Source organism: Rhizobium sp. RHZ02 (assembly GCF_014851575.1).
GTDB lineage: Bacteria > Pseudomonadota > Alphaproteobacteria > Rhizobiales > Rhizobiaceae > Rhizobium > Rhizobium altiplani.
On record NZ_JACUZX010000010.1, the window covers coordinates 117,654 to 134,797 of the forward strand.

Below are 17,144 nucleotides of genomic sequence, written 5' to 3' on the forward strand. Positions count from 1 at the left end.
TCCTAGAATTCAAGGTGCGGCGATTCCATTGCCGCCGTGAGGATGTGGGCGTACTCATTCTTCGGAACATCGATCGCCCCGAACGTCTTCAGGTGCTCGGTCGTAAACTGCGTATCGAGCAAGGTGAAACCCTTGGCGCGCAGCCGTTCCACCAGATGAACGAGGCAGATCTTCGAGGCGTCGGTCCGCCGCGAGAACATGCTTTCGCCGAAGAATGCCGAGCCCAGCGACACTCCGTATAATCCGCCGACAAGTTCGTCGCCGTCCCAGGCCTCGACCGAGTGAGCATGGCCGATACGATGCAGTGTCGAATATAGCGTCTTGATGGTCTGATTGATCCAGGTGCTGGGCCTGTCCCCGGTCTCTGCCGCACAGGCCGCAATGACCGCGTCGAAATCGTAATTGAAGCGGATATCGAACGGCTTGCGCCGGATCGTCTTGGCGAGGCTTTTGGAAACGTGGAATTCGTCGAGCGGCAGGACGCCGCGAAGGTCGGGCTCGACCCAGAATATTTCTGGATCGTCAGCCGATTCGGCCATTGGGAAAAGACCGATAGAGTAGGCGCGCAGGAGGATTTCCGGTGTTATGCCTGGAGACTTCCTGCGCGATCCTGCCATTCTTTGTTACGCCGGTTTCTTGGCCAGATATTTTTCCAGCCAGTGGATATCATAGTCGCCGTTGGCGATATCCTGATTGTCCACCAGATCCTGGAACAACGGAAGCGTCGTCTTGATACCGTCGACGACGAACTCGTCGAGCGCGCGGCGCAGACGCATCATGCATTCGACGCGCGTACGGCCGAAGACGATGAGCTTGCCGATGAGGCTGTCGTAGTACGGCGGGATCTTGTAGCCCTGGTACGCGCCGCTATCGACGCGAACACCAAGTCCACCCGGTGCGTGGAAGTGGGTGATCGTGCCCGGGGAGGGTACGAAGGTCCGCGCGTCCTCGGCGTTGATCCGGCATTCGATGGCGTGGCCGTTGAAGTTGATCTCTTCCTGCTTGACGGAGAGCCCGCCGCCCGAAGCGACGCGGATCTGCTCGTGAACAAGGTCGATGCCGGTGATGGCTTCGGTGATCGGATGTTCCACCTGCAGACGGGTGTTCATTTCGATGAAATAGAACTCGCCGTTCTCGTACAGGAACTCGATCGTACCGGCACCGCGATACTTCAGCTTCCTCATGGCGTCGGCACAAATCTGGCCGATCTTCATGCGCTGCTCGACGTTCAAAGCCGGGGAATTGGCTTCTTCCCAGACCTTCTGGTGGCGGCGCTGCAGCGAGCAATCACGTTCGCCGAGATGGATCGCATTGCCTTCGCCGTCACCGAACACCTGGATTTCGATGTGGCGCGGCTGGCCGAGGTACTTTTCCATGTAGACCGCATCGTTGCCGAAGGCGGCCGCCGCTTCGGTACGGGCCGTCGACCAGGCTTCGATCAGGTCGGCCTCGGACTTGGCAACCTTCATGCCGCGACCACCGCCGCCGGCGGTTGCCTTGATCAGCACCGGATAGCCGATTTCGGCAGCCGTCCGCACCGCATCTTCTTCGGTCTTTACCTCGCCGTCCGAACCCGGAACGACAGGAATGCCGAGCTCCTGGGCGGTCGTCTTGGCGGTGATCTTGTCACCCATAAGCCGGATGTGTTCCGCCGTCGGGCCGATAAAGGTGATGCCGTGCGCTTCCAGGATTTCCGCAAACTTGGCGTTTTCGGAGAGGAAGCCGTAACCAGGATGCACAGCATCGGCGCCCGTGATCTCGCAGGCGGCCACGATCTGGTGGATGTTCAGATAGCTGTCGCGTGAGGGCGGAGGACCAATGCAGACGCTCTCGTCGGCGAGGCGCACATGCATGGCGTCGGCGTCGGCGGTCGAATGGACCACGACACACGGGATGCCGAGCTCTTTGCAAGCGCGCAGCACGCGAAGCGCGATTTCCCCGCGATTGGCGATGAGGATTTTCGAGACCATGACGCCCGCCTTATTCGATGACGACGAGGGCTTGGCCGTATTCGACGGGGCTTCCGTCCTCGACGAGGATTTCGGTGATCTTCCCGGATTTCGGCGAAGGAATCTGGTTCATGGTCTTCATCGCTTCGATGATGAGCAGCGTCTGGCCTTCCTTCACGGTCGCGCCGAGCTCGATGAAGGCGCGTGCACCGGGAGCCGGAGCCATGTAGGCGGTGCCGACCATCGGAGCGCTGACAGTGTTGGCAGGGTTGCGTACCGCCGCTGCCGGAGCAGCAGGTGCTGCAGCTGCCGGGGCCGCTACGGCCGGAGCCGCTGCGAACGCGGGCGCAGCCATCGGAGCCTGAATGTACTGGGTGTTGCCGGCGCGCGAAACGCGGATGCGCAGATCGTCCTGCTCGACTTCGATTTCCGTCAGATCCGTGTCGTTGAGGATGTTCGCGAGGTCGCGGATCAGCGCCTGGTCGATACCGTTTTTCTTCTCAGCCATGAGTGTTTGCCCTGTCTTCTTTTTATGCCGTAAGATTCTTCAGCGCCTGGAGCGCCAGAATATAGCTGTAAGGCCCGAAGCCGCAGATGACGCCTTTCACCGCTGGCGCAATCATCGACTTGTGGCGGAATTCTTCCCGCGCGTGAACGTTGGAGATATGGAGCTCTATTACCGGAATGGAAATAGCGCGAATTGCATCGTGGAGCGCGACCGACGTATGCGTGTAGGCACCTGCATTGATCGCGACACCAACGGCCTTGTCGTTCGCTTCATGGAACCAATCAACGAGCGTGCCTTCGTGATTGCTCTGGCGAAAATCAATATCGAAGCCGAGCTCACGCCCGGCCGCCTTGCAGTCCGCCTCGATATCCTGAAGGGTCTTGCCACCATAGATGCCGGGCTCTCTTTTGCCGAGCATGTTCAGGTTGGGGCCGTTCAGGACGAATATCGTTTGCGTCATCGAATGTTCCAATAAGTGCGGGACGGCAACCTATAGACTCCCCACGGGCCTAATGAAAGCCCTTTGGGAAGCGCAGCCCGAATCACGCCATATTTGTCCACATGGCTGAAACGCTTCGATTTTGGCGATTTGATGAGCGTCGCCTCAGCAACTCGTCTTGCCGCAGGCGCGCATATTCTTCACCTTGGCTTCAAGGTCGTCGAAGCCAACCGCGCCTTGAACGAGCTCGTTGCCGACCACATAGGACGGTGTGCCTGTGATGCCGAGGCTCTGAGCAAGGTCATAGGTTTCCTTGACGGAAGCATCGCTGGAGCTCTTGGCCATCTCATCCCTTATCTGCTTTTCGCTGACGCCAAGGGACTCTGCGACTTCGAGAGCGCTCGCTTCGTCGGCGCGGCCGTCGCGGCCAAGCAATGCGATGTGGAACTGGCTATATTTCTGCGGCGCCAGTTTGCGGAATGCGTCGGATACCTTGTGTGCGGCAACCGATTCCGGTCCGAGGATTGGGAATTCCTTGAGCACGAAGCGGACGTTCTTGTCTTTTTCGAGCATCGTCTGCATGTCCGAAAGCGCATGCCTGCAATAGCCGCAATTGTAATCGAAGAATTCGACGATCGTGATGTCGCCCTTCGGGTTGCCGATCGCCAAGTCATACTTCGAATCGAAGATCGTCGACTTGTTGTCAGCAATCACGGCGTTGGCTTTAACGAGGCGCGCCTGCTCCTGCTTCTTCTGCAGCGCATCCTGAACATCGAGCATGATCTCTGGATTTTCGATCAGGTATTGCTTGATGAACTCGCCGAACTCCTTCTTCTGCGCGTCGTCGAGTGCTGCCGCCGGATAGGCAGTTGCCACCGAGGCAGTGAGCGCGAGCGCGGTGAAGATTTTCGGAAGTATGGCCATTATATCCTCGTCATCAGCAGTTTACATGCGTCGGTTCTAGGCGTCGAATAACACTGCCCGGTTAACGGCGGCACGCCGCTGCCGCCAAATTACGGTGCGTCCGGTCGTCTTCAAACAGGAATTTTCGCATCCGCGGTTCAATCGCGGGATTGTGATGACCCGATTATTGCGGCAATTGTCTGGCCGCAAGCAAAGTTAGAGAGAAGCGATCTTGTTTTCCATTTCCCAACGCAGCGAAGTCGAACCCTTTCATGCCATGGATGTTCTGGCGGAGGCGACAAGGCGGCGAGCGAACGGCCATCCGGTCATTTCCATGGCCGTCGGCCAGCCATCCCATCCGGCGCCGCGGGCCGCGCGGGAGGCAGCGCAGGCTGCGCTTGTGGAGGGCAAGATCGGCTACACGGACGCGCTTGGTACGACGAGACTGAAACAAGCGCTGGCCGACCATTATCGCGGCCGTCACGGGCTGAAAATCGATCCTGCACGGATCGCGATAACGACGGGTTCTTCCGCCGGCTTCAATTTGGCGTTTCTCTCGCTGTTCGATGCCGGCGACGCGGTCGCGATTGCCCGGCCGGGCTATCCCGCCTACCGCAACATCCTCGGCGCGTTGGGGTTGAGGGTGATCGAGGTGCCGGTAACGGCCGAAACCCACTTCACGTTGACGCCCGAGAGTCTCGAGGCCGCGCAAACGGCAAACAATGTCAGGCTGAAGGGCGTTCTGCTGGCGAGCCCCGCCAACCCGACAGGTACCGTGACCGGCCGCCAGGGGCTGAAGTCCTTGGCCGACTATTGCGCGGCCAATTCGATCGCGTTCATTTCAGACGAAATCTACCACGGACTGACCTTTGCCGGCGAAGAGACCAGCGCGCTGGAATTGACCGACGAGGCGATCGTCATCAACTCCTTCTCCAAATATTATTGCATGACGGGATGGCGGATCGGCTGGATGGTGCTGCCCGAGCGGCTGGTGCGCCCGATCGAGCGCGTCGCGCAAAGCCTCTACATCTCGCCGCCCGAACTCTCGCAGATCGCCGCGACGGCCGCTCTCGGCGCGGCCGCGGAACTCGATGTCTACAAGGCGAGCTACGCGGCCAACCGCGATTTTCTGCTGAAGCGTCTGCCGGAGATCGGCCTGTCCATCGCATCGCCGATGGATGGCGCCTTCTACGCCTATGTCGACGTAACGCGCTTTACCAATGATAGCATGGCCTTCGCGAAGCGGATGTTGGCGGAGATCAACGTCGCCGCGACGCCGGGCCTGGATTTCGACCCGCTGGAAGGTAATCGCTCGATGCGCATGTCCTACGCCGGTTCCGAAGCCGAGATCATCGAAGCAATCGAACGTATCGCAGCGTGGTTGAAATAAGTTTCTTCTAATCGAGAGTCCTCTGGAGACTTGCTAAGGCAATTTCTGAGCGGCTTCGCGGCGGGCCGCCCTACTTAGTTAGCCGATTTGGCAATTCTCACGGTCGAGCTGCGACACCAGCGCCAGGATCGTTTCTGAAACCGGGGTCGGCGTTGCCGTCAGGCGGCCCAGTGAAACGACCATTCCCACCAGCGGCGTAGTCTCGAGCGACTTTCCCGCCAAGAGGTCTTGGAGCATAGAGGTGCGAACGGGCCCGATCTGTCGGGCCTGTTCCAGTCGCTGCTCGACGGACATCCCGACATTCGCGCCGAGCGCCTCTCCGACCGCCTTTACCTCCTTCATGACCTTGCCGATCTGGTCGGTGATTGCCGCATCGGCCATCAGGTTGGACATCAAAGATCGCGTCAGCGCACTTATCGGGTTGAAGGAGGCGTTGCCCATCAGCTTGCTCCAGATGTCGTCGCGAATTCGGCTCGAGAGCTTCACGCCGATATCGGCGCGCTGCAGCAGCGCTTCGACGTTGCGCAAATCATTGCTGATGTCGCCGGAGGGCTCGCCGAGGATGAAATGCCCTTTGTTGCTGAGCCTGATCTCACCGGGCTTGCTGACTTCAGCGCCCTGATGGGCGACGCAGCCGATGACGCGTTCCGGGCCGACAAGTCGCCATAGTTTGCCGCCCTCATCGAGCTCATCGAACTGTAGTTCCGCATGCCCACTGTCCTGATCGCGATGAAAATACCACCACGGAATGCCGTTGAGGATCATCATCACGCGTGTGCCATCTTTCAGCAGAAGGCCGATTCCCTCTGCGGCGGCGCTGAGCTGGTGGCCCTTTAGCCCGGTGATGAGGAGATCCTGCGGCGGCAGTTCCCTCGGATTGTCGGTCGCCGTGAGGTTTATGGTGAGGGGTGCTTCTACGTCCGCCTCCATGAGACGCAATCCATCGCGTCGGATGGCGTCGAGATGAGCGCCGCGGGCAACGACCGAAACTGTCGCCTCTGCGCCGATTGAAGAGGCAAGCTTGGCAGCGATAGCGCCGCCGAGTGCACCGGCGCCGAAGATGCAGATATTTCTGAAGGACATGCGATGATCTTTCCGCGATTGGTGGTCGCGCTGAACTTAGGTCATCCCTTTCTCAAGGCGAGTGATATTTTGAAGCCGCCGAAAGGTTTTAGTGGCCGCTGCCGGGAATAAGTTCGTTCCGGCGAAGCTGGTCGATGGCCGCCACGGCATCTTCGGCAGACCAGCCCGCGCGGATGGCCGCAGCGATCATCCGGACTTCGGCCTCCTCTTCGATCTTGAGGAACAGTGGTTCTAAGGCCTCTTGAGCCGTAAGAATATGCTCGTTGGGAGGGGTAACTGAGTGGCGGGTGGCTGGCGTGATCATCTGTACGGTGCTCCTCTCTCTGACAGGGGATGATTCAAAATAAAGCGCGAATGCAAAAAAGGTTCCGGATAAAGTTTCAAGGACGCTTCATCTTGTTCTTTCGCCCCGGCTCTGCCTTGTTGCGCCACTACGCTAATGCTCGATTCGGCTCCATAAGAGGTGGAGCCACGACGAAAACGCACGAAGGAGATTGCGATGTCGAACGCCAAGAACGGAATTTCCGAAATGCGCCCCAGAATTACAGTAATTGGTGTCGGCGGCGGCGGCGGCAATGCCATCAACAACATGATAGCGGAAAATCTCGAAGGCGTCGATTTCATTGCGGCCAACACCGATGCACAGGTATTGGCGACCTCCAAGGCACCCCGCCGTATCCAGCTCGGCGCCCATGTGACCGAAGGGTTGGGCGCCGGCTCACTGCCGGAAGTCGGCCGCGCAGCTGCAGAAGAATCGATCGACGAGATCATGGACCATCTGGCCGGTTCCCACATGTGCTTCGTCACCGCAGGCATGGGCGGCGGCACCGGCACAGGTGCTGCACCTGTTATTGCCAAGGCTGCTCGCGACGCTGGCATCCTGACAGTCGGAGTCGTGACGAAGCCGTTCACGTTCGAAGGCAATCGCCGCATGAAGACCGCTGATGCCGGTATCGAGGCGCTTCGCGAGGCAGCCGATACGGTGATCGTCATCCCGAACCAGAACCTTTTCCGCATCGCCGATGCAAAGACCACCTTCGCCGATGCCTTCATGACCGCCGACCGCGTGCTTTATGCCGGTGTTGGCTGCATCACCGACCTGATTGTCAAGGAAGGCCTGATCAATCTCGATTTCGCTGACGTGAAGTCTGTCATGCGCGGCATGGGCCGGGCAATGATGGGCACCGGCGAGGCTTCGGGTGAGGGGCGCGCGATGAAGGCCGCGGAGGCTGCCATTGCCAACCCGCTGCTCGACGATATTTCCATGAAGGGTGCCAGGGGCGTGCTGATCTCGATTTCCGGCGGCTCCGACATGACGCTCTTCGAAGTGGACGAGGCGGCAAGCCGTATCCGCGACGAGGTCCAGGATGAAGCCGATATCGTTGTTGGAGCGATCTTTGATCGCAACCTGGACGGTAAGTTCCGCGTCTCCGTAGTGGCGACGGGCCTCGACGGCGTGGCCGCTGGAACGCAGGCCCGTCCTAGCGTCGCGCTCGGCCAGGACATCCACACGCGTACGCTCCAGTAAGTCTCCTATCGCCTGCGCGTCCGATCGGGCGCGCAGGCTTGTCCTGATCCACGCAGTTTTCGGCGTACTCATTCGCTGGAAATGTCAGGCGGCGGCCCTAAATCCGCTCTCGCCCATTCAGGCGTCCCCGACAGCATCAGGAAAATCATATGTCTCAGGACAAGTCTCCCGTCTGGCTCATTACCGGCTGCTCTACCGGCTTCGGCCGTGAGCTTGCGAAACTCACCATTGCCCGTGGCTGGCCGACGGTCGTGACGGCGCGCGACAAGGCGCGCGTTGCCGATCTGGCAACCGCTCATGAAGCGAACACGCTGGCGCTGGATCTCGATGTGACCGATCCGACTCAGGTCAAAGCGGCAGTCGCGGCCGCCGAGCAGCGTTTCGGCCGCATCGACGTGCTGGTCAACAATGCCGGCTATGGCTACCTGTCACCGGTAGAGGAGGCGGAAGAGCAGGAAATCCGCGATCAGTTCGAGGCGAACGTCTTTGGCCTGTTTGCGATAACCCGCGCTGTCCTGCCCGGTATGCGGCGGCGCCGGCATGGCCACATCATCAACATCACCTCGGTTGCCGGCTTTATCGGCTTTCCTGGCTCCGGCTTCTATGCCGCTAGCAAGCATGCGGTGGAGGGTTTTTCCGATGCACTCCACGCCGAGGGCAGGCCGCTCGGCATCAAGGTGACCTGCGTCGCGCCCGGTCCGTTCCGCACCGATTGGGCGGGCCGGTCACTCCGGCAGACGAAGAGCACAATTCCGGACTACGCCGAAACCGCGGCAGCCCGCATGCGGCAAACAGCTGAATACAGCGGCAAGCAAGCCGGCGATCCCGTGCGCGCTGGCGAGGCGATGATCCGGATCACGGAAGTGGAGAACCCACCGCGGCATCTCGTGCTTGGCGAACTTGGCTACAACAACGTCACCAACAAGCTGCGCGAACGGCTGGCGCAGATCGAGGAATGGCGCGAAACGAGCCTGGGAGCCGATTTCCCGAAAGAGTAAGGTCCTCAAGGCGTGCCAGAGCGCTCCGTCGAAGCACTGCGTCCGCGACGGGTGCATGACGTTACGCAACTGGTATGGTGGAGGAACATTGAATGGTGAAGATCGCCTATTGTATCGCCGGCGTGCTGATCCTTATCGGGCTGGTCTGGATGGGGCAGGGTAGCGGCTATTTTCCCTACCCGGCGGAAAGCTTCATGATCAACCAGACGTCATGGGTCTATTGGGGCGCGCTGGCTGTCGTCGTCGGACTTGTTGTGATTGTGGTGACGAGGAACGCGCGGCACCGGTCGCACTGAATTCAGCGGCACTGCGAACTGGCCCGGAGTGCAACATACGTCGTCAAGCGCGGCAGCCAACGACTGGGGCACCGAACGGATGGTCATGCAAGCGGCTTGCATGTCGTCACTGACTGGTGATTTCGGGGTGACTACTGCCGCCATAAAACAGTTCGCCGGCGAAAGAAGGCCCTAGCCATGTTTCCGCCGGCGAAGATTGTAACGAGTAAATAGCGGTTTATACGCGGCGCGCGCGAACGTCCGCCATGTCGGGCCGTGTGCCGTCAGGAGCGCGAAGGCCGTAATGCTTGCTTGCGAATACCCATTCCACATTCCCGGGTTCGAACGGGCGGCGCGGGTTTCTCAGTGCCATCCGGCGCTCGGAGAGGCTGCGCGGCAGGGTGTCGATCATATCATTGACGAAGGTTTCAACGCTGTCTTTCCAGCGAGGCGAGATCGAAACATCGACGCCGCCAAAGCGATGAAAGTCGGGATGTTTCCGGGAATAGCATGCGCCGAGCATCCACGCATGCTGCTGCTTCAAAAAGCGTTCTTTGATAGTCATTCCTAGTCTTTTTCCTTGGCGTCATCGACGACATCGGCCTCGGGGCGGTCGCCTCCGTTCGACCGTTCCGCTGTCCAGCTGCCGTCTGCACGCTGATATGTAATGTCCGCATCCTGGCCACCGAGCTTTTGTCGCTCCGCGGCATGTTTAGCCGCTGCCAATGCTTCTTCGTGAGTTGGGAAAGTTTCCGACCAGACATCGTCCAGGCGGTAGGCCCAGGCGCCATCATGTTCGGCGACGTGGTAGGTAATCGACATCGATCGTTCCTTCAAGGACTTTTCGCAGGAATTTGCGTAGAGGCTCCATGCAGATTGAAAGGCCGAAACGCGGCTCGCCATATGCTTGTTCCGTCGCGGTCTGGCCTGTGTGAGGCTGGATTCAAAGCGAATGGCGACCTTGCGCAAGCGCGGAACGCTTCATAGGCTTGGGGCGTTGATGGATTCGTTCAACGCCTCTTCATAGGAAACTCATGCGCGCTCAGTCGAAGCCGTTCGTCGTCGAAGTCAAATCCTCCCGCCGCCCAGAACGTCGCCAGTCAGCGTCGATCTGGGGCAACCTCGATCTTGCAGCCGTTGCCGAGGAGATTGCGGAAGAAATGCCGCAGCAATCTGCCGCGCTCGAGGAAACCGCCGAGGCGCGATAATTCGGCGATCCTAAGCCGGCAGAAATCGGTAGGAGGCATCCTTGCGCTCGGCATATCCGACGGCCGGATAGGTCCAGTGATAGCCGAGCATCTTGAGCTTTTCGCTCGCGGCGCGATCGAGCAGCATCTGGCGGTTTTTCAGCGCGATCTCAGGTTCGGTGTCGAAGCCGAAATGCCAGGCGGGATGCTCGAAGAAAATCACGTCGTTGGTACAGGCGTCGCCTGTGATCAGCAGGCCGCCGTCGCCCGCCAGTTCGATCGAGACATGGCCCGGCGTATGGCCGCGGGTTTCCAAAATCCGCATTCCGGGAATGATCTCCTGATCCGGGCGCAAGAGCGTCAGCCGGTCCTTGACCGCAAACAGGTCACGTTGCGCGCCTCGCGCAAAATCATGAAGCGCCGACGGCATGTGCATCTCAAAGTCCTTGTGGGTCCAGAAGTCCCACTCGGCTTCGCTGACAAAATACTGGGCGTTCGGATAAAGCACCTTTCCATCGGCTGTCGTCGTCGCACCGGAGTGGTCCGGATGGGCATGGGTGAAAACCACCTTGGTGATCGCTTCGGGCGCGATCCCAAGCGATTGCAGGTTTGCGGCCAATTTGCCCGCGCTGGCCTGGAAGCGGTTACCCGAGCCAGTGTCGATAAGGATCAGGTCGTCGCCATGGCGGATCAGCGGGATGTTGGCCTGGACCGGAGCGGCCGCCGAACTTCCGCCCAGCCGAGGCATGATCGCCTTGCGCTCTTCAGGCGTGGCGTCGGGCAACAAGATCTCGACTGGGAGCGTGAGAAAACCGTCGCTGACGACCGTGATGTCGAACGTGCCATGCTTGAAGCGGTGGAAGTCGGCTGCGACGGCGCTACGTGACGCGAGCATCGCTGCTGCCGCGGCCGTCAACTTCAGCAGATCGCGGCGGGACAAGCCGTCCGAAATGGTATCTCGCGTTATCACAAGCGCCTCCCTTGAAGAGAAAATATCCGGCGTGCCGCAGGCGGGGCGAAGAGGACCCGCCTACGAGTGTTGTCTTGCCTCCGTTCCATCAGAAGGCCGGCGGTCGAGCCAACATCTCAGTCCAGGAAGAATTCCAGCAGATCGGCGTTGATCACATCCGGATGCGTCGTGCACATGCCGTGCGGGAGGCCGGCATAGGTCTTCAGTATGCCGTGCTTCAAGAGCTTGACGGACAGCGGTGCGGAGTCGGCATAGGGAACGATCTGATCGTCGTCGCCGTGCATGACGAGCGTCGGCACCGTGATCTGCTTCAGATCCTCGGTGAAATCAGTTTCGGAGAAGGCCTTGATGCAATCGTAATGCGCCTTTGCACCACCCATCATGCCTTGCCGCCACCAGTTCTCGATAACACCCTGGCTGACCTTGGCACCCGGGCGGTTATAGCCATAGAACGGGCCTGCGGGCACGTCGAGGAAGAACTGCGCGCGGTTGGCGACGAGCGCGGCACGGAAACCATCGAAGACCTCGAGCGGCAGGCCACCGGGGTTCTTGTCCGACTTGACCATGATCGGCGGCACGGCGCCGATCAGCACCGCCTTGGCGACGCGTCCGGGCTTTGCGCGGGCGACGTAGTGGGCAACCTCACCGCCGCCGGTCGAATGGCCGACATGGATTGCATTCTTGAGATCGAGCGCATCTGTGAGGGCCGCGACGTCGGCGGCATAGGTGTCCATCTCGTTGCCCTGCCACGTCTGCCTGGAACGGCCATGGCCGCGCCGGTCGTGGGCAATCACGCGATAGCCCTTGTCCAGAAAGAACATCATCTGCGCGTCCCAATCGTCAGCGCTGAGCGGCCAGCCGTGATGGAAAACAATAGGCTGGGCGGTGGCTGGACCCCAATCCTTGTAGAAGATTTCGGTTCCGTCCGTGGTCTTGATGAATGGCATGATGAAGTCCTCTTTCTGGATGTGATTGCATTGGTGGTAAAGGCACGCAAGCATCCTGCCGGTGCCCATATTGTCGGGCGTCGGGCAAAGCCTGACTCGCGTCGCTGCCCCTCTACGTCCTCGTCATGACGCGACGTTAGCGGCGCTGCGAGCCAACGGTAATTTGACCAAAATCAAGAAGAAGGGAAGATGCCATGTTGAAGAATGGCAGTGATGCTTGCGTGTATAACACCCCTGTGGACGGATAGCGCCGGTAACGCGCCCGTACAGAAGCAACATCGGTTTCGAGGGCTGGTCTGGCGTGGAGCCCTCGAATTGGGCCTCAACATTAAGCTGGGCCCTGGTTATGCCGTTGCGCTTGGCGTTGACTTACTGAGGCGTTGGGCAGTTCGAGAGCAGGGTGATGCCGAACCTGGGGCAGGTCGCCCGCAGACGCTCAATTCCCTTCGCAGTCGGTGGCCCGAAGACTTCGTCAGGTCCGTCTTCCTTGATAAACTGATCGAAGAGAGCAGGGGTGTCGATCAGGACGTGCCTGCAATGATTGTCGCTCGGGTTCATAAGCTGGTGCGGAATGCCGCGTGGGAAGAAGGCGCTTTCGCCGGCGGTCACTTGCCGAGGTTGCCGTTGATCACAGCAGAAGAGCGGCCAAGGGCCGCTCTTTGACTTTTGTCTTCGCGTCAAGTTCCCGACCTGGGTCGGACAACGTTCCGGCGGGTGAGGAGTGAAAGCTATCATCATCATCACCAACCGCCGGAATTGCCGGTTATCAGCTGCAGCCGCTCGTCGCGCCGCAGGTGTCGCACTTCTCGCAGGTGCCGTTGCGGACCATCGTGAAGTTCTGGCATTCGGAGCACATGTTGCCCGTGTAGCCCTGCATGATGGAGCGGGCGCGGCGTTCGGCTTCGACCTTCTTGGCCTCCGTCTTGGCCGATGCCGCGTCGGCGGCGGCCTTGTCGGAGAAGAGGGCGGTTGCCTGCTGCTGGGTCTCGGTTGCGATCTCCTCGGCCACTTCCTCGGCGATCTCTTCGGCCAGTTCCTTTGCCCGCTCCTCGTAGTCGCGCTTGAAGGCGACGATTTCAGAGGAGGAGACGGCAAGCGTCGGCTCGATCTTGCGGGCGGCAGCACCCGCAAAGGAGGTCACCGTGGCGCCGGAGGATGCGCGCGCCGGGGCCGCCGTCGCGGCACCCTTCGGCTCCCCGCCTGCCTGACGCTCGTTGCCCGTTACCAGGGTCGGCTTGTAGCCACGGGTCCAACCGGTCGAGACGAGGTTCGTCTTGCCTTCCTGGATCCCCTTGCCGAGCGCCGTGTTGGAGAAGTCGGACGTATCGACATGCGCCAGATCGTGGCGGCCGAGGTAGGAGACGGCGAGTTCGCGGAACACGTAGTCGAGGATCGACGTGGCGTTCTTGATCGCGTCGTTGCCGATGACGATGCCGGCCGGTTCGAACTTGGTGAAGGTGAAGGCCTCCACATACTCTTCGAGCGGCACGCCGTATTGCAGGCCGAGCGAGATGGCGATCGCGAAGTTGTTCATCATCGCACGGAAGGCCGCACCTTCCTTGTGCATGTCGATGAAGATCTCGCCGAGACGGCCGTCGCCGAATTCGCCGGTGCGCAGGTACACCTTGTGTCCGCCGACGGCGGCCTTCTGGGTGTAACCCTGGCGGCGGTTCGGGAGCTTCTCCCGCTCGCGGGTGACGCGTTCGACGACACGCTCGATGATCTTCTCGGTGATGGTGACGGCCTGGGCGGCGACCGGCTGCTGCAGCAGATCGTCCAGTGCGTCCTCATCGCTTTCGTCTTCGATCAGCGAGGCGTTCAGCGGCTGCGACAGCTTGGAGCCATCGCGGTAGAGAGCGTTTGCCTTCAGGCCGAGCTTCCAGGAGAGCATGTAGGCGCTCTTGCAATCGTCGACCGTCGCGTCGTTCGGCATGTTGATCGTCTTGGAGATCGCACCCGAGATGAACGGCTGGGCAGCAGCCATCATGCGGATGTGGCTGTCGACCGAGAGGTAACGCTTGCCGATCTTGCCGCAAGGGTTGGCGCAATCGAAGACGGCGAGGTGTTCGTTCTTCAGGAACGGTGCGCCTTCCAGCGTCATCGCGCCGCAGACGTGAACGTTGGCAGCTTCGATGTCCTTCTTGGCAAAGCCGAGGTGCTCGAGCAGGTTGAAGCTCATGTCGGCAAGCTGTTCGTCGGAAACCTTCAGTGTCGTCTTCAGGAAGTCGGCGCCGAGCGTCCACTGGTTGAAGACGAACTTGATGTCGAAGGCCGACTTCAGCGCGGCGTTGACGGCTTCCACCTTATCGTCGGTGAAGCCCTTGGCCTTCAGCGTCGAGGGGTTGATGGCCGGCGCCTGGTTCAGATTGCCGTGGCCGACAGCGTAGGCTTCGATCTCGGCGATCTGGCTCTCGGAGTAGCCGAGCGTGCGCAGGGCTTCCGGAACGGCGCGGTTGATGATCTTGAAGTAGCCGCCGCCGGCGAGCTTCTTGAATTTCACCAGTGCGAAGTCAGGCTCGATACCGGTTGTGTCGCAATCCATGACGAGGCCGATCGTGCCGGTCGGCGCGATGACGGTTGCCTGGGCGTTGCGGTAGCCGTGCTTTTCGCCGAGCTCGAGAGCCTTGTCCCAGGCGCTCTTGGCATGAGCCGCCAGATCCTGGTCGGGGTTCAAGGAGTGGACGAGCGCGACCGGGTTGATCGACAGGCCTTCATAGCCAGACGTCTCGCCGTAAGCGGCGCGGCGATGGTTGCGGATGACGCGCAGCATGTTTTCGCGGTTCGGCGCGAACATCGGGAACGGTCCGAGCTCAGAAGCGATCTCAGCCGAGGTGGCGTAGGAAATGCCGGTCATGATCGCGGTCAGGGAGCCGGCAATGGCACGGGCTTCGTCGCTGTCATAGGGAATGCCGGAAGACATCAGCAGGCCGCCGATGTTGGCGTAGCCGAGGCCGATCGTGCGATATTCGTAAGAGAGCTCGGCAATCCGCTTCGACGGGAACTGCGCCATCATCACGGAGATTTCGAGAACAACGCTCCACAGGCGAACCGCATGCTCGTAGTCTGATATGTTGATGCGCTTGGTGGCGGCATCCTTGAACTGCATGAGGTTCAGCGAGGCAAGGTTGCAGGCCGTGTCGTCGAGGAACATGTATTCCGAGCACGGGTTGGATGCGCGGATCGGGCCGGCAGCCGGGCTGGTATGCCAGTCGTTCATCGTCGTGTTGAAGTGCAGGCCCGGATCGGCCGATGCCCAGGCGGCGTAGGAGATCGACTCCCACAGGTCGCGCGCCTTCAAGGTCTTCATAACCTTGCCGTCCTTGCGGGCCTTCAGCTGCCAGTCGCTGTCGCTTTCAACGGCGCGCAGGAAGTCGTCCTTGATCGAGACCGAGTTGTTGGAGTTCTGGCCGGATACGGTAAGGTAAGCTTCGCTATCCCAGTCCGTGTCGTAGGTCTTGAACTCCATATCCTTGTAGCCCTGGCGGGCGAACTGGATGACGCGGCCGATGTAGTTCTCCGGAACCTGGTCCTTCTTGGCAGCGCGGATTTCGCGCTTCAGGGCAGGGTTCTTGTTCGGGTCGAAGCAATCGCCGTTGTCAGCCTCGCAGTTGACGCAAGCCTTCATGATTGCCTTGAGGTGCTTGGCGACAACTTTGGAACCGGTGACGAGGGCAGCAACCTTCTGCTCTTCCTTCACCTTCCAGTTGATATACTCTTCGATATCAGGATGGTCGATGTCGACGACCACCATCTTGGCCGCACGGCGCGTCGTGCCGCCCGACTTGATGGCGCCGGCAGCCCGATCGCCGATCTTCAGGAAGCTCATCAGGCCGGAAGAACGGCCGCCGCCGGACAGCTTTTCGCCTTCGCCACGCAGGTAGGAGAAATTGGAGCCGGTGCCGGAGCCGTACTTGAAGAGGCGTGCTTCGCGGACCCACAGGTCCATGATGCCGCCTTCGTTGACGAGATCGTCTTCAACGGACTGGATGAAGCAGGCGTGCGGCTGCGGATGTTCGTAAGCTGACTTCGACTTCGTCAGCTTGCCGGTGAAGGGGTCGACATAGAAGTGGCCCTGACCGGGGCCGTCGATGCCGTAGGCCCAGTGCATGCCGGTGTTGAACCACTGCGGGGAATTCGGGGCAACACGCTGGGTGGCAAGCATGTAGGCAAGTTCATCCTTGAAGGCTAGGGCGTCTTCCTCGGAGGAGAAATAGCCACCCTTCCAGCCCCAGTAGGTCCAGGTGCCGGCGAGACGGTCGAAGACCTGGCGCGCGTCGGTTTCGGAGCCGTACTGCTGGTCCTTCGCAATATCCTTCAGAGCTGCTTCATCGGCAACCGAACGCCACAGGAAGGAAGGAACCTCGTTTTCCTCGACCTTCTTCAGCTTGGCGGGAACGCCGGCCTTGCGGAAATACTTCTGCGCCAGGATGTCGGCGGCGACCTGGGAGAACTGCGCCGGAACGTCGATGTTCTCGAGGCGGAATACGATCGACCCGTCCGGGTTCTTGATCTCGCTCGTCGCCTTGCGGAATTCGATGTCCGCGTAAGCGCTCAGTCCTGCCTTCGTGAAACGGCGTTCTATGCGCATTTCTCTAACCTCTAGCTTGCGCGCCCCGTCCCCGTCGACCAAGGCGCAAGTTTCCACCTCCGGCCGCGCCGTGAGGAGCGCAGCCAGTTCTCGTTTCCGTACTATCACAGGAGTGTCATCCGGAGATGCTTCTCCCGTATCTTGTAGTGATCGTGGCTGCAAACACTAAATATAGTATTAACAGCTTATTATCGCCAGCCCCGGATGTCACTTTTCCGGAAGATAAAAATCGCGCACGAAACCCCTCATGGCGGTCGCCCTTCATGGACGCAACACCCTGATTCTACGCTCGATTTTTGGAGGGAACCGGCCTCGTTAATTCCGGTCCAACTGCCGTCGCAACATCGGAACCTATTAAGTTTGAATCGTGCGATTCCGT

Annotated in this window: 18 protein-coding genes; 5 read left to right on the top strand and 13 right to left on the bottom strand. The window is 60.2% G+C overall.

Features of this window, described 5'->3' with window-relative positions; genetic code table 11:
* Positions 1 to 2: 2 nt before the first annotated feature.
* From aat to IB244_RS16965, 5 genes are all read right to left on the bottom strand, one after another.
* Entirely contained in the window at positions 3 to 617 is a 615-nt protein-coding gene (gene aat, locus IB244_RS16945; protein WP_018857004.1) for a leucyl/phenylalanyl-tRNA--protein transferase, read from the bottom strand.
* Positions 618 to 623: 6 nt separating this feature from the next.
* Positions 624 to 1,970 carry an acetyl-CoA carboxylase biotin carboxylase subunit gene (gene accC, locus IB244_RS16950; protein WP_018857003.1) on the bottom strand — a complete coding sequence of 449 codons (1,347 nt, stop codon included), beginning with the start codon at positions 1,968 to 1,970 and terminating at the stop codon, positions 624 to 626.
* A gap of 10 nt (positions 1,971 to 1,980) precedes the next feature.
* Entirely contained in the window at positions 1,981 to 2,457 is a 477-nt protein-coding gene (gene accB / locus IB244_RS16955; RefSeq protein WP_018857002.1) for an acetyl-CoA carboxylase biotin carboxyl carrier protein, read from the bottom strand.
* A 22-nt stretch (positions 2,458 to 2,479) separates the two neighbouring features.
* Positions 2,480 to 2,917, bottom strand: coding sequence for a type II 3-dehydroquinate dehydratase (aroQ, locus tag IB244_RS16960; protein WP_018857001.1), 438 nt, complete (start codon positions 2,915 to 2,917; stop codon positions 2,480 to 2,482).
* 144 nt (positions 2,918 to 3,061) lie between these two features.
* Positions 3,062 to 3,820 (bottom strand): DsbA family protein, encoded by a 759-nt coding sequence (locus IB244_RS16965; RefSeq protein ID WP_018857000.1) that lies wholly within the window; start codon positions 3,818 to 3,820, stop codon positions 3,062 to 3,064.
* Between the two features lie 211 nt (positions 3,821 to 4,031).
* Here IB244_RS16965 and IB244_RS16970 point away from each other — a divergent pair, with 211 nt between their 5' ends.
* Entirely contained in the window at positions 4,032 to 5,189 is a 1,158-nt protein-coding gene (locus tag IB244_RS16970) for a pyridoxal phosphate-dependent aminotransferase (protein WP_018856999.1), read from the top strand.
* A 78-nt stretch (positions 5,190 to 5,267) separates the two neighbouring features.
* Here the strand turns inward: IB244_RS16970 and IB244_RS16975 are convergent, their stop codons facing one another.
* Together IB244_RS16975 and IB244_RS16980 are read right to left on the bottom strand one after the other, a co-directional pair.
* Entirely contained in the window at positions 5,268 to 6,272 is a 1,005-nt protein-coding gene (locus IB244_RS16975; protein WP_018856998.1) for a ketopantoate reductase family protein, read from the bottom strand.
* A gap of 88 nt (positions 6,273 to 6,360) precedes the next feature.
* A complete protein-coding gene (locus IB244_RS16980) occupies positions 6,361 to 6,576 on the bottom strand; it encodes a hypothetical protein (protein WP_029792471.1) in 216 nt (71 codons plus the stop codon).
* 195 nt (positions 6,577 to 6,771) lie between these two features.
* Between IB244_RS16980 and ftsZ the strand changes: the two genes are divergently transcribed.
* The 3 genes from ftsZ (at position 6,772) to IB244_RS16995 (ending at position 9,094) form a co-directional block, all read left to right on the top strand.
* Entirely contained in the window at positions 6,772 to 7,800 is a 1,029-nt protein-coding gene (ftsZ, locus tag IB244_RS16985) for a cell division protein FtsZ (protein ID WP_018856996.1), read from the top strand.
* Positions 7,801 to 7,949: 149 nt separating this feature from the next.
* Complete coding sequence (locus tag IB244_RS16990) at positions 7,950 to 8,798, top strand: oxidoreductase (RefSeq protein WP_192304854.1); 849 nt, start codon at positions 7,950 to 7,952, stop codon at positions 8,796 to 8,798.
* Positions 8,799 to 8,890: 92 nt separating this feature from the next.
* Positions 8,891 to 9,094 (top strand): hypothetical protein, encoded by a 204-nt coding sequence (locus IB244_RS16995; RefSeq protein ID WP_018856994.1) that lies wholly within the window; start codon positions 8,891 to 8,893, stop codon positions 9,092 to 9,094.
* A 217-nt stretch (positions 9,095 to 9,311) separates the two neighbouring features.
* Here IB244_RS16995 and IB244_RS17000 read toward each other — a convergent pair whose 3' ends face one another.
* Together IB244_RS17000 and IB244_RS17005 are read right to left on the bottom strand one after the other, a co-directional pair.
* Complete coding sequence (locus tag IB244_RS17000) at positions 9,312 to 9,638, bottom strand: hypothetical protein (protein WP_018856993.1); 327 nt, start codon at positions 9,636 to 9,638, stop codon at positions 9,312 to 9,314.
* A gap of 2 nt (positions 9,639 to 9,640) precedes the next feature.
* Positions 9,641 to 9,895, bottom strand: a complete 255-nt coding sequence (locus IB244_RS17005; RefSeq protein WP_026371762.1) for a DUF2188 domain-containing protein — start codon at positions 9,893 to 9,895, stop codon at positions 9,641 to 9,643.
* Between the two features lie 212 nt (positions 9,896 to 10,107).
* Here IB244_RS17005 and IB244_RS17010 point away from each other — a divergent pair, with 212 nt between their 5' ends.
* Positions 10,108 to 10,281 carry a hypothetical protein gene (locus IB244_RS17010; RefSeq protein WP_018856991.1) on the top strand — a complete coding sequence of 58 codons (174 nt, stop codon included), beginning with the start codon at positions 10,108 to 10,110 and terminating at the stop codon, positions 10,279 to 10,281.
* A 10-nt stretch (positions 10,282 to 10,291) separates the two neighbouring features.
* Here the strand turns inward: IB244_RS17010 and IB244_RS17015 are convergent, their stop codons facing one another.
* From IB244_RS17015 to IB244_RS17030, 4 genes are all read right to left on the bottom strand, one after another.
* Entirely contained in the window at positions 10,292 to 11,155 is an 864-nt protein-coding gene (locus IB244_RS17015; protein ID WP_083929854.1) for an MBL fold metallo-hydrolase, read from the bottom strand.
* 191 nt (positions 11,156 to 11,346) lie between these two features.
* Complete coding sequence (locus IB244_RS17020) at positions 11,347 to 12,177, bottom strand: alpha/beta fold hydrolase (RefSeq protein ID WP_029792462.1); 831 nt, start codon at positions 12,175 to 12,177, stop codon at positions 11,347 to 11,349.
* 369 nt (positions 12,178 to 12,546) lie between these two features.
* Positions 12,547 to 12,786: a cupin domain-containing protein gene (locus tag IB244_RS17025; protein ID WP_156828752.1), complete on the bottom strand. Its 240-nt coding sequence runs from the start codon at positions 12,784 to 12,786 to the stop codon at positions 12,547 to 12,549.
* A 157-nt stretch (positions 12,787 to 12,943) separates the two neighbouring features.
* Positions 12,944 to 16,765 carry a vitamin B12-dependent ribonucleotide reductase gene (locus tag IB244_RS17030; RefSeq protein WP_192304856.1) on the bottom strand — a complete coding sequence of 1,274 codons (3,822 nt, stop codon included), beginning with the start codon at positions 16,763 to 16,765 and terminating at the stop codon, positions 12,944 to 12,946.
* Positions 16,766 to 17,144: the final 379 nt, after the last annotated feature.

What these genes read in the sequence shown, in the direction of transcription:
- aat (WP_018857004.1), bottom strand. Translation starts at nt 617, where the DNA reads ATGGCAGGATCGCGCAGGAAGTCTCCAGGCATAACACCGGAAATCCTC.
- accC (WP_018857003.1), bottom strand. Translation starts at nt 1,970, where the DNA reads ATGGTCTCGAAAATCCTCATCGCCAATCGCGGGGAAATCGCGCTTCGC.
- accB (WP_018857002.1), bottom strand. Translation starts at nt 2,457, where the DNA reads ATGGCTGAGAAGAAAAACGGTATCGACCAGGCGCTGATCCGCGACCTC.
- aroQ (WP_018857001.1), bottom strand. Translation starts at nt 2,917, where the DNA reads ATGACGCAAACGATATTCGTCCTGAACGGCCCCAACCTGAACATGCTC.
- IB244_RS16965 (WP_018857000.1), bottom strand. Translation starts at nt 3,820, where the DNA reads ATGGCCATACTTCCGAAAATCTTCACCGCGCTCGCGCTCACTGCCTCG.
- IB244_RS16975 (WP_018856998.1), bottom strand. Translation starts at nt 6,272, where the DNA reads ATGTCCTTCAGAAATATCTGCATCTTCGGCGCCGGTGCACTCGGCGGC.
- IB244_RS16980 (WP_029792471.1), bottom strand. Translation starts at nt 6,576, where the DNA reads ATGATCACGCCAGCCACCCGCCACTCAGTTACCCCTCCCAACGAGCAT.
- ftsZ (WP_018856996.1), top strand. Translation starts at nt 6,772, where the DNA reads ATGTCGAACGCCAAGAACGGAATTTCCGAAATGCGCCCCAGAATTACA.
- IB244_RS16990 (WP_192304854.1), top strand. Translation starts at nt 7,950, where the DNA reads ATGTCTCAGGACAAGTCTCCCGTCTGGCTCATTACCGGCTGCTCTACC.
- IB244_RS16995 (WP_018856994.1), top strand. Translation starts at nt 8,891, where the DNA reads ATGGTGAAGATCGCCTATTGTATCGCCGGCGTGCTGATCCTTATCGGG.
- IB244_RS17000 (WP_018856993.1), bottom strand. Translation starts at nt 9,638, where the DNA reads ATGACTATCAAAGAACGCTTTTTGAAGCAGCAGCATGCGTGGATGCTC.
- IB244_RS17005 (WP_026371762.1), bottom strand. Translation starts at nt 9,895, where the DNA reads ATGTCGATTACCTACCACGTCGCCGAACATGATGGCGCCTGGGCCTAC.
- IB244_RS17010 (WP_018856991.1), top strand. Translation starts at nt 10,108, where the DNA reads ATGCGCGCTCAGTCGAAGCCGTTCGTCGTCGAAGTCAAATCCTCCCGC.
- IB244_RS17015 (WP_083929854.1), bottom strand. Translation starts at nt 11,155, where the DNA reads ATGCTCGCGTCACGTAGCGCCGTCGCAGCCGACTTCCACCGCTTCAAG.
- IB244_RS17020 (WP_029792462.1), bottom strand. Translation starts at nt 12,177, where the DNA reads ATGCCATTCATCAAGACCACGGACGGAACCGAAATCTTCTACAAGGAT.
- IB244_RS17030 (WP_192304856.1), bottom strand. Translation starts at nt 16,765, where the DNA reads ATGCGCATAGAACGCCGTTTCACGAAGGCAGGACTGAGCGCTTACGCG.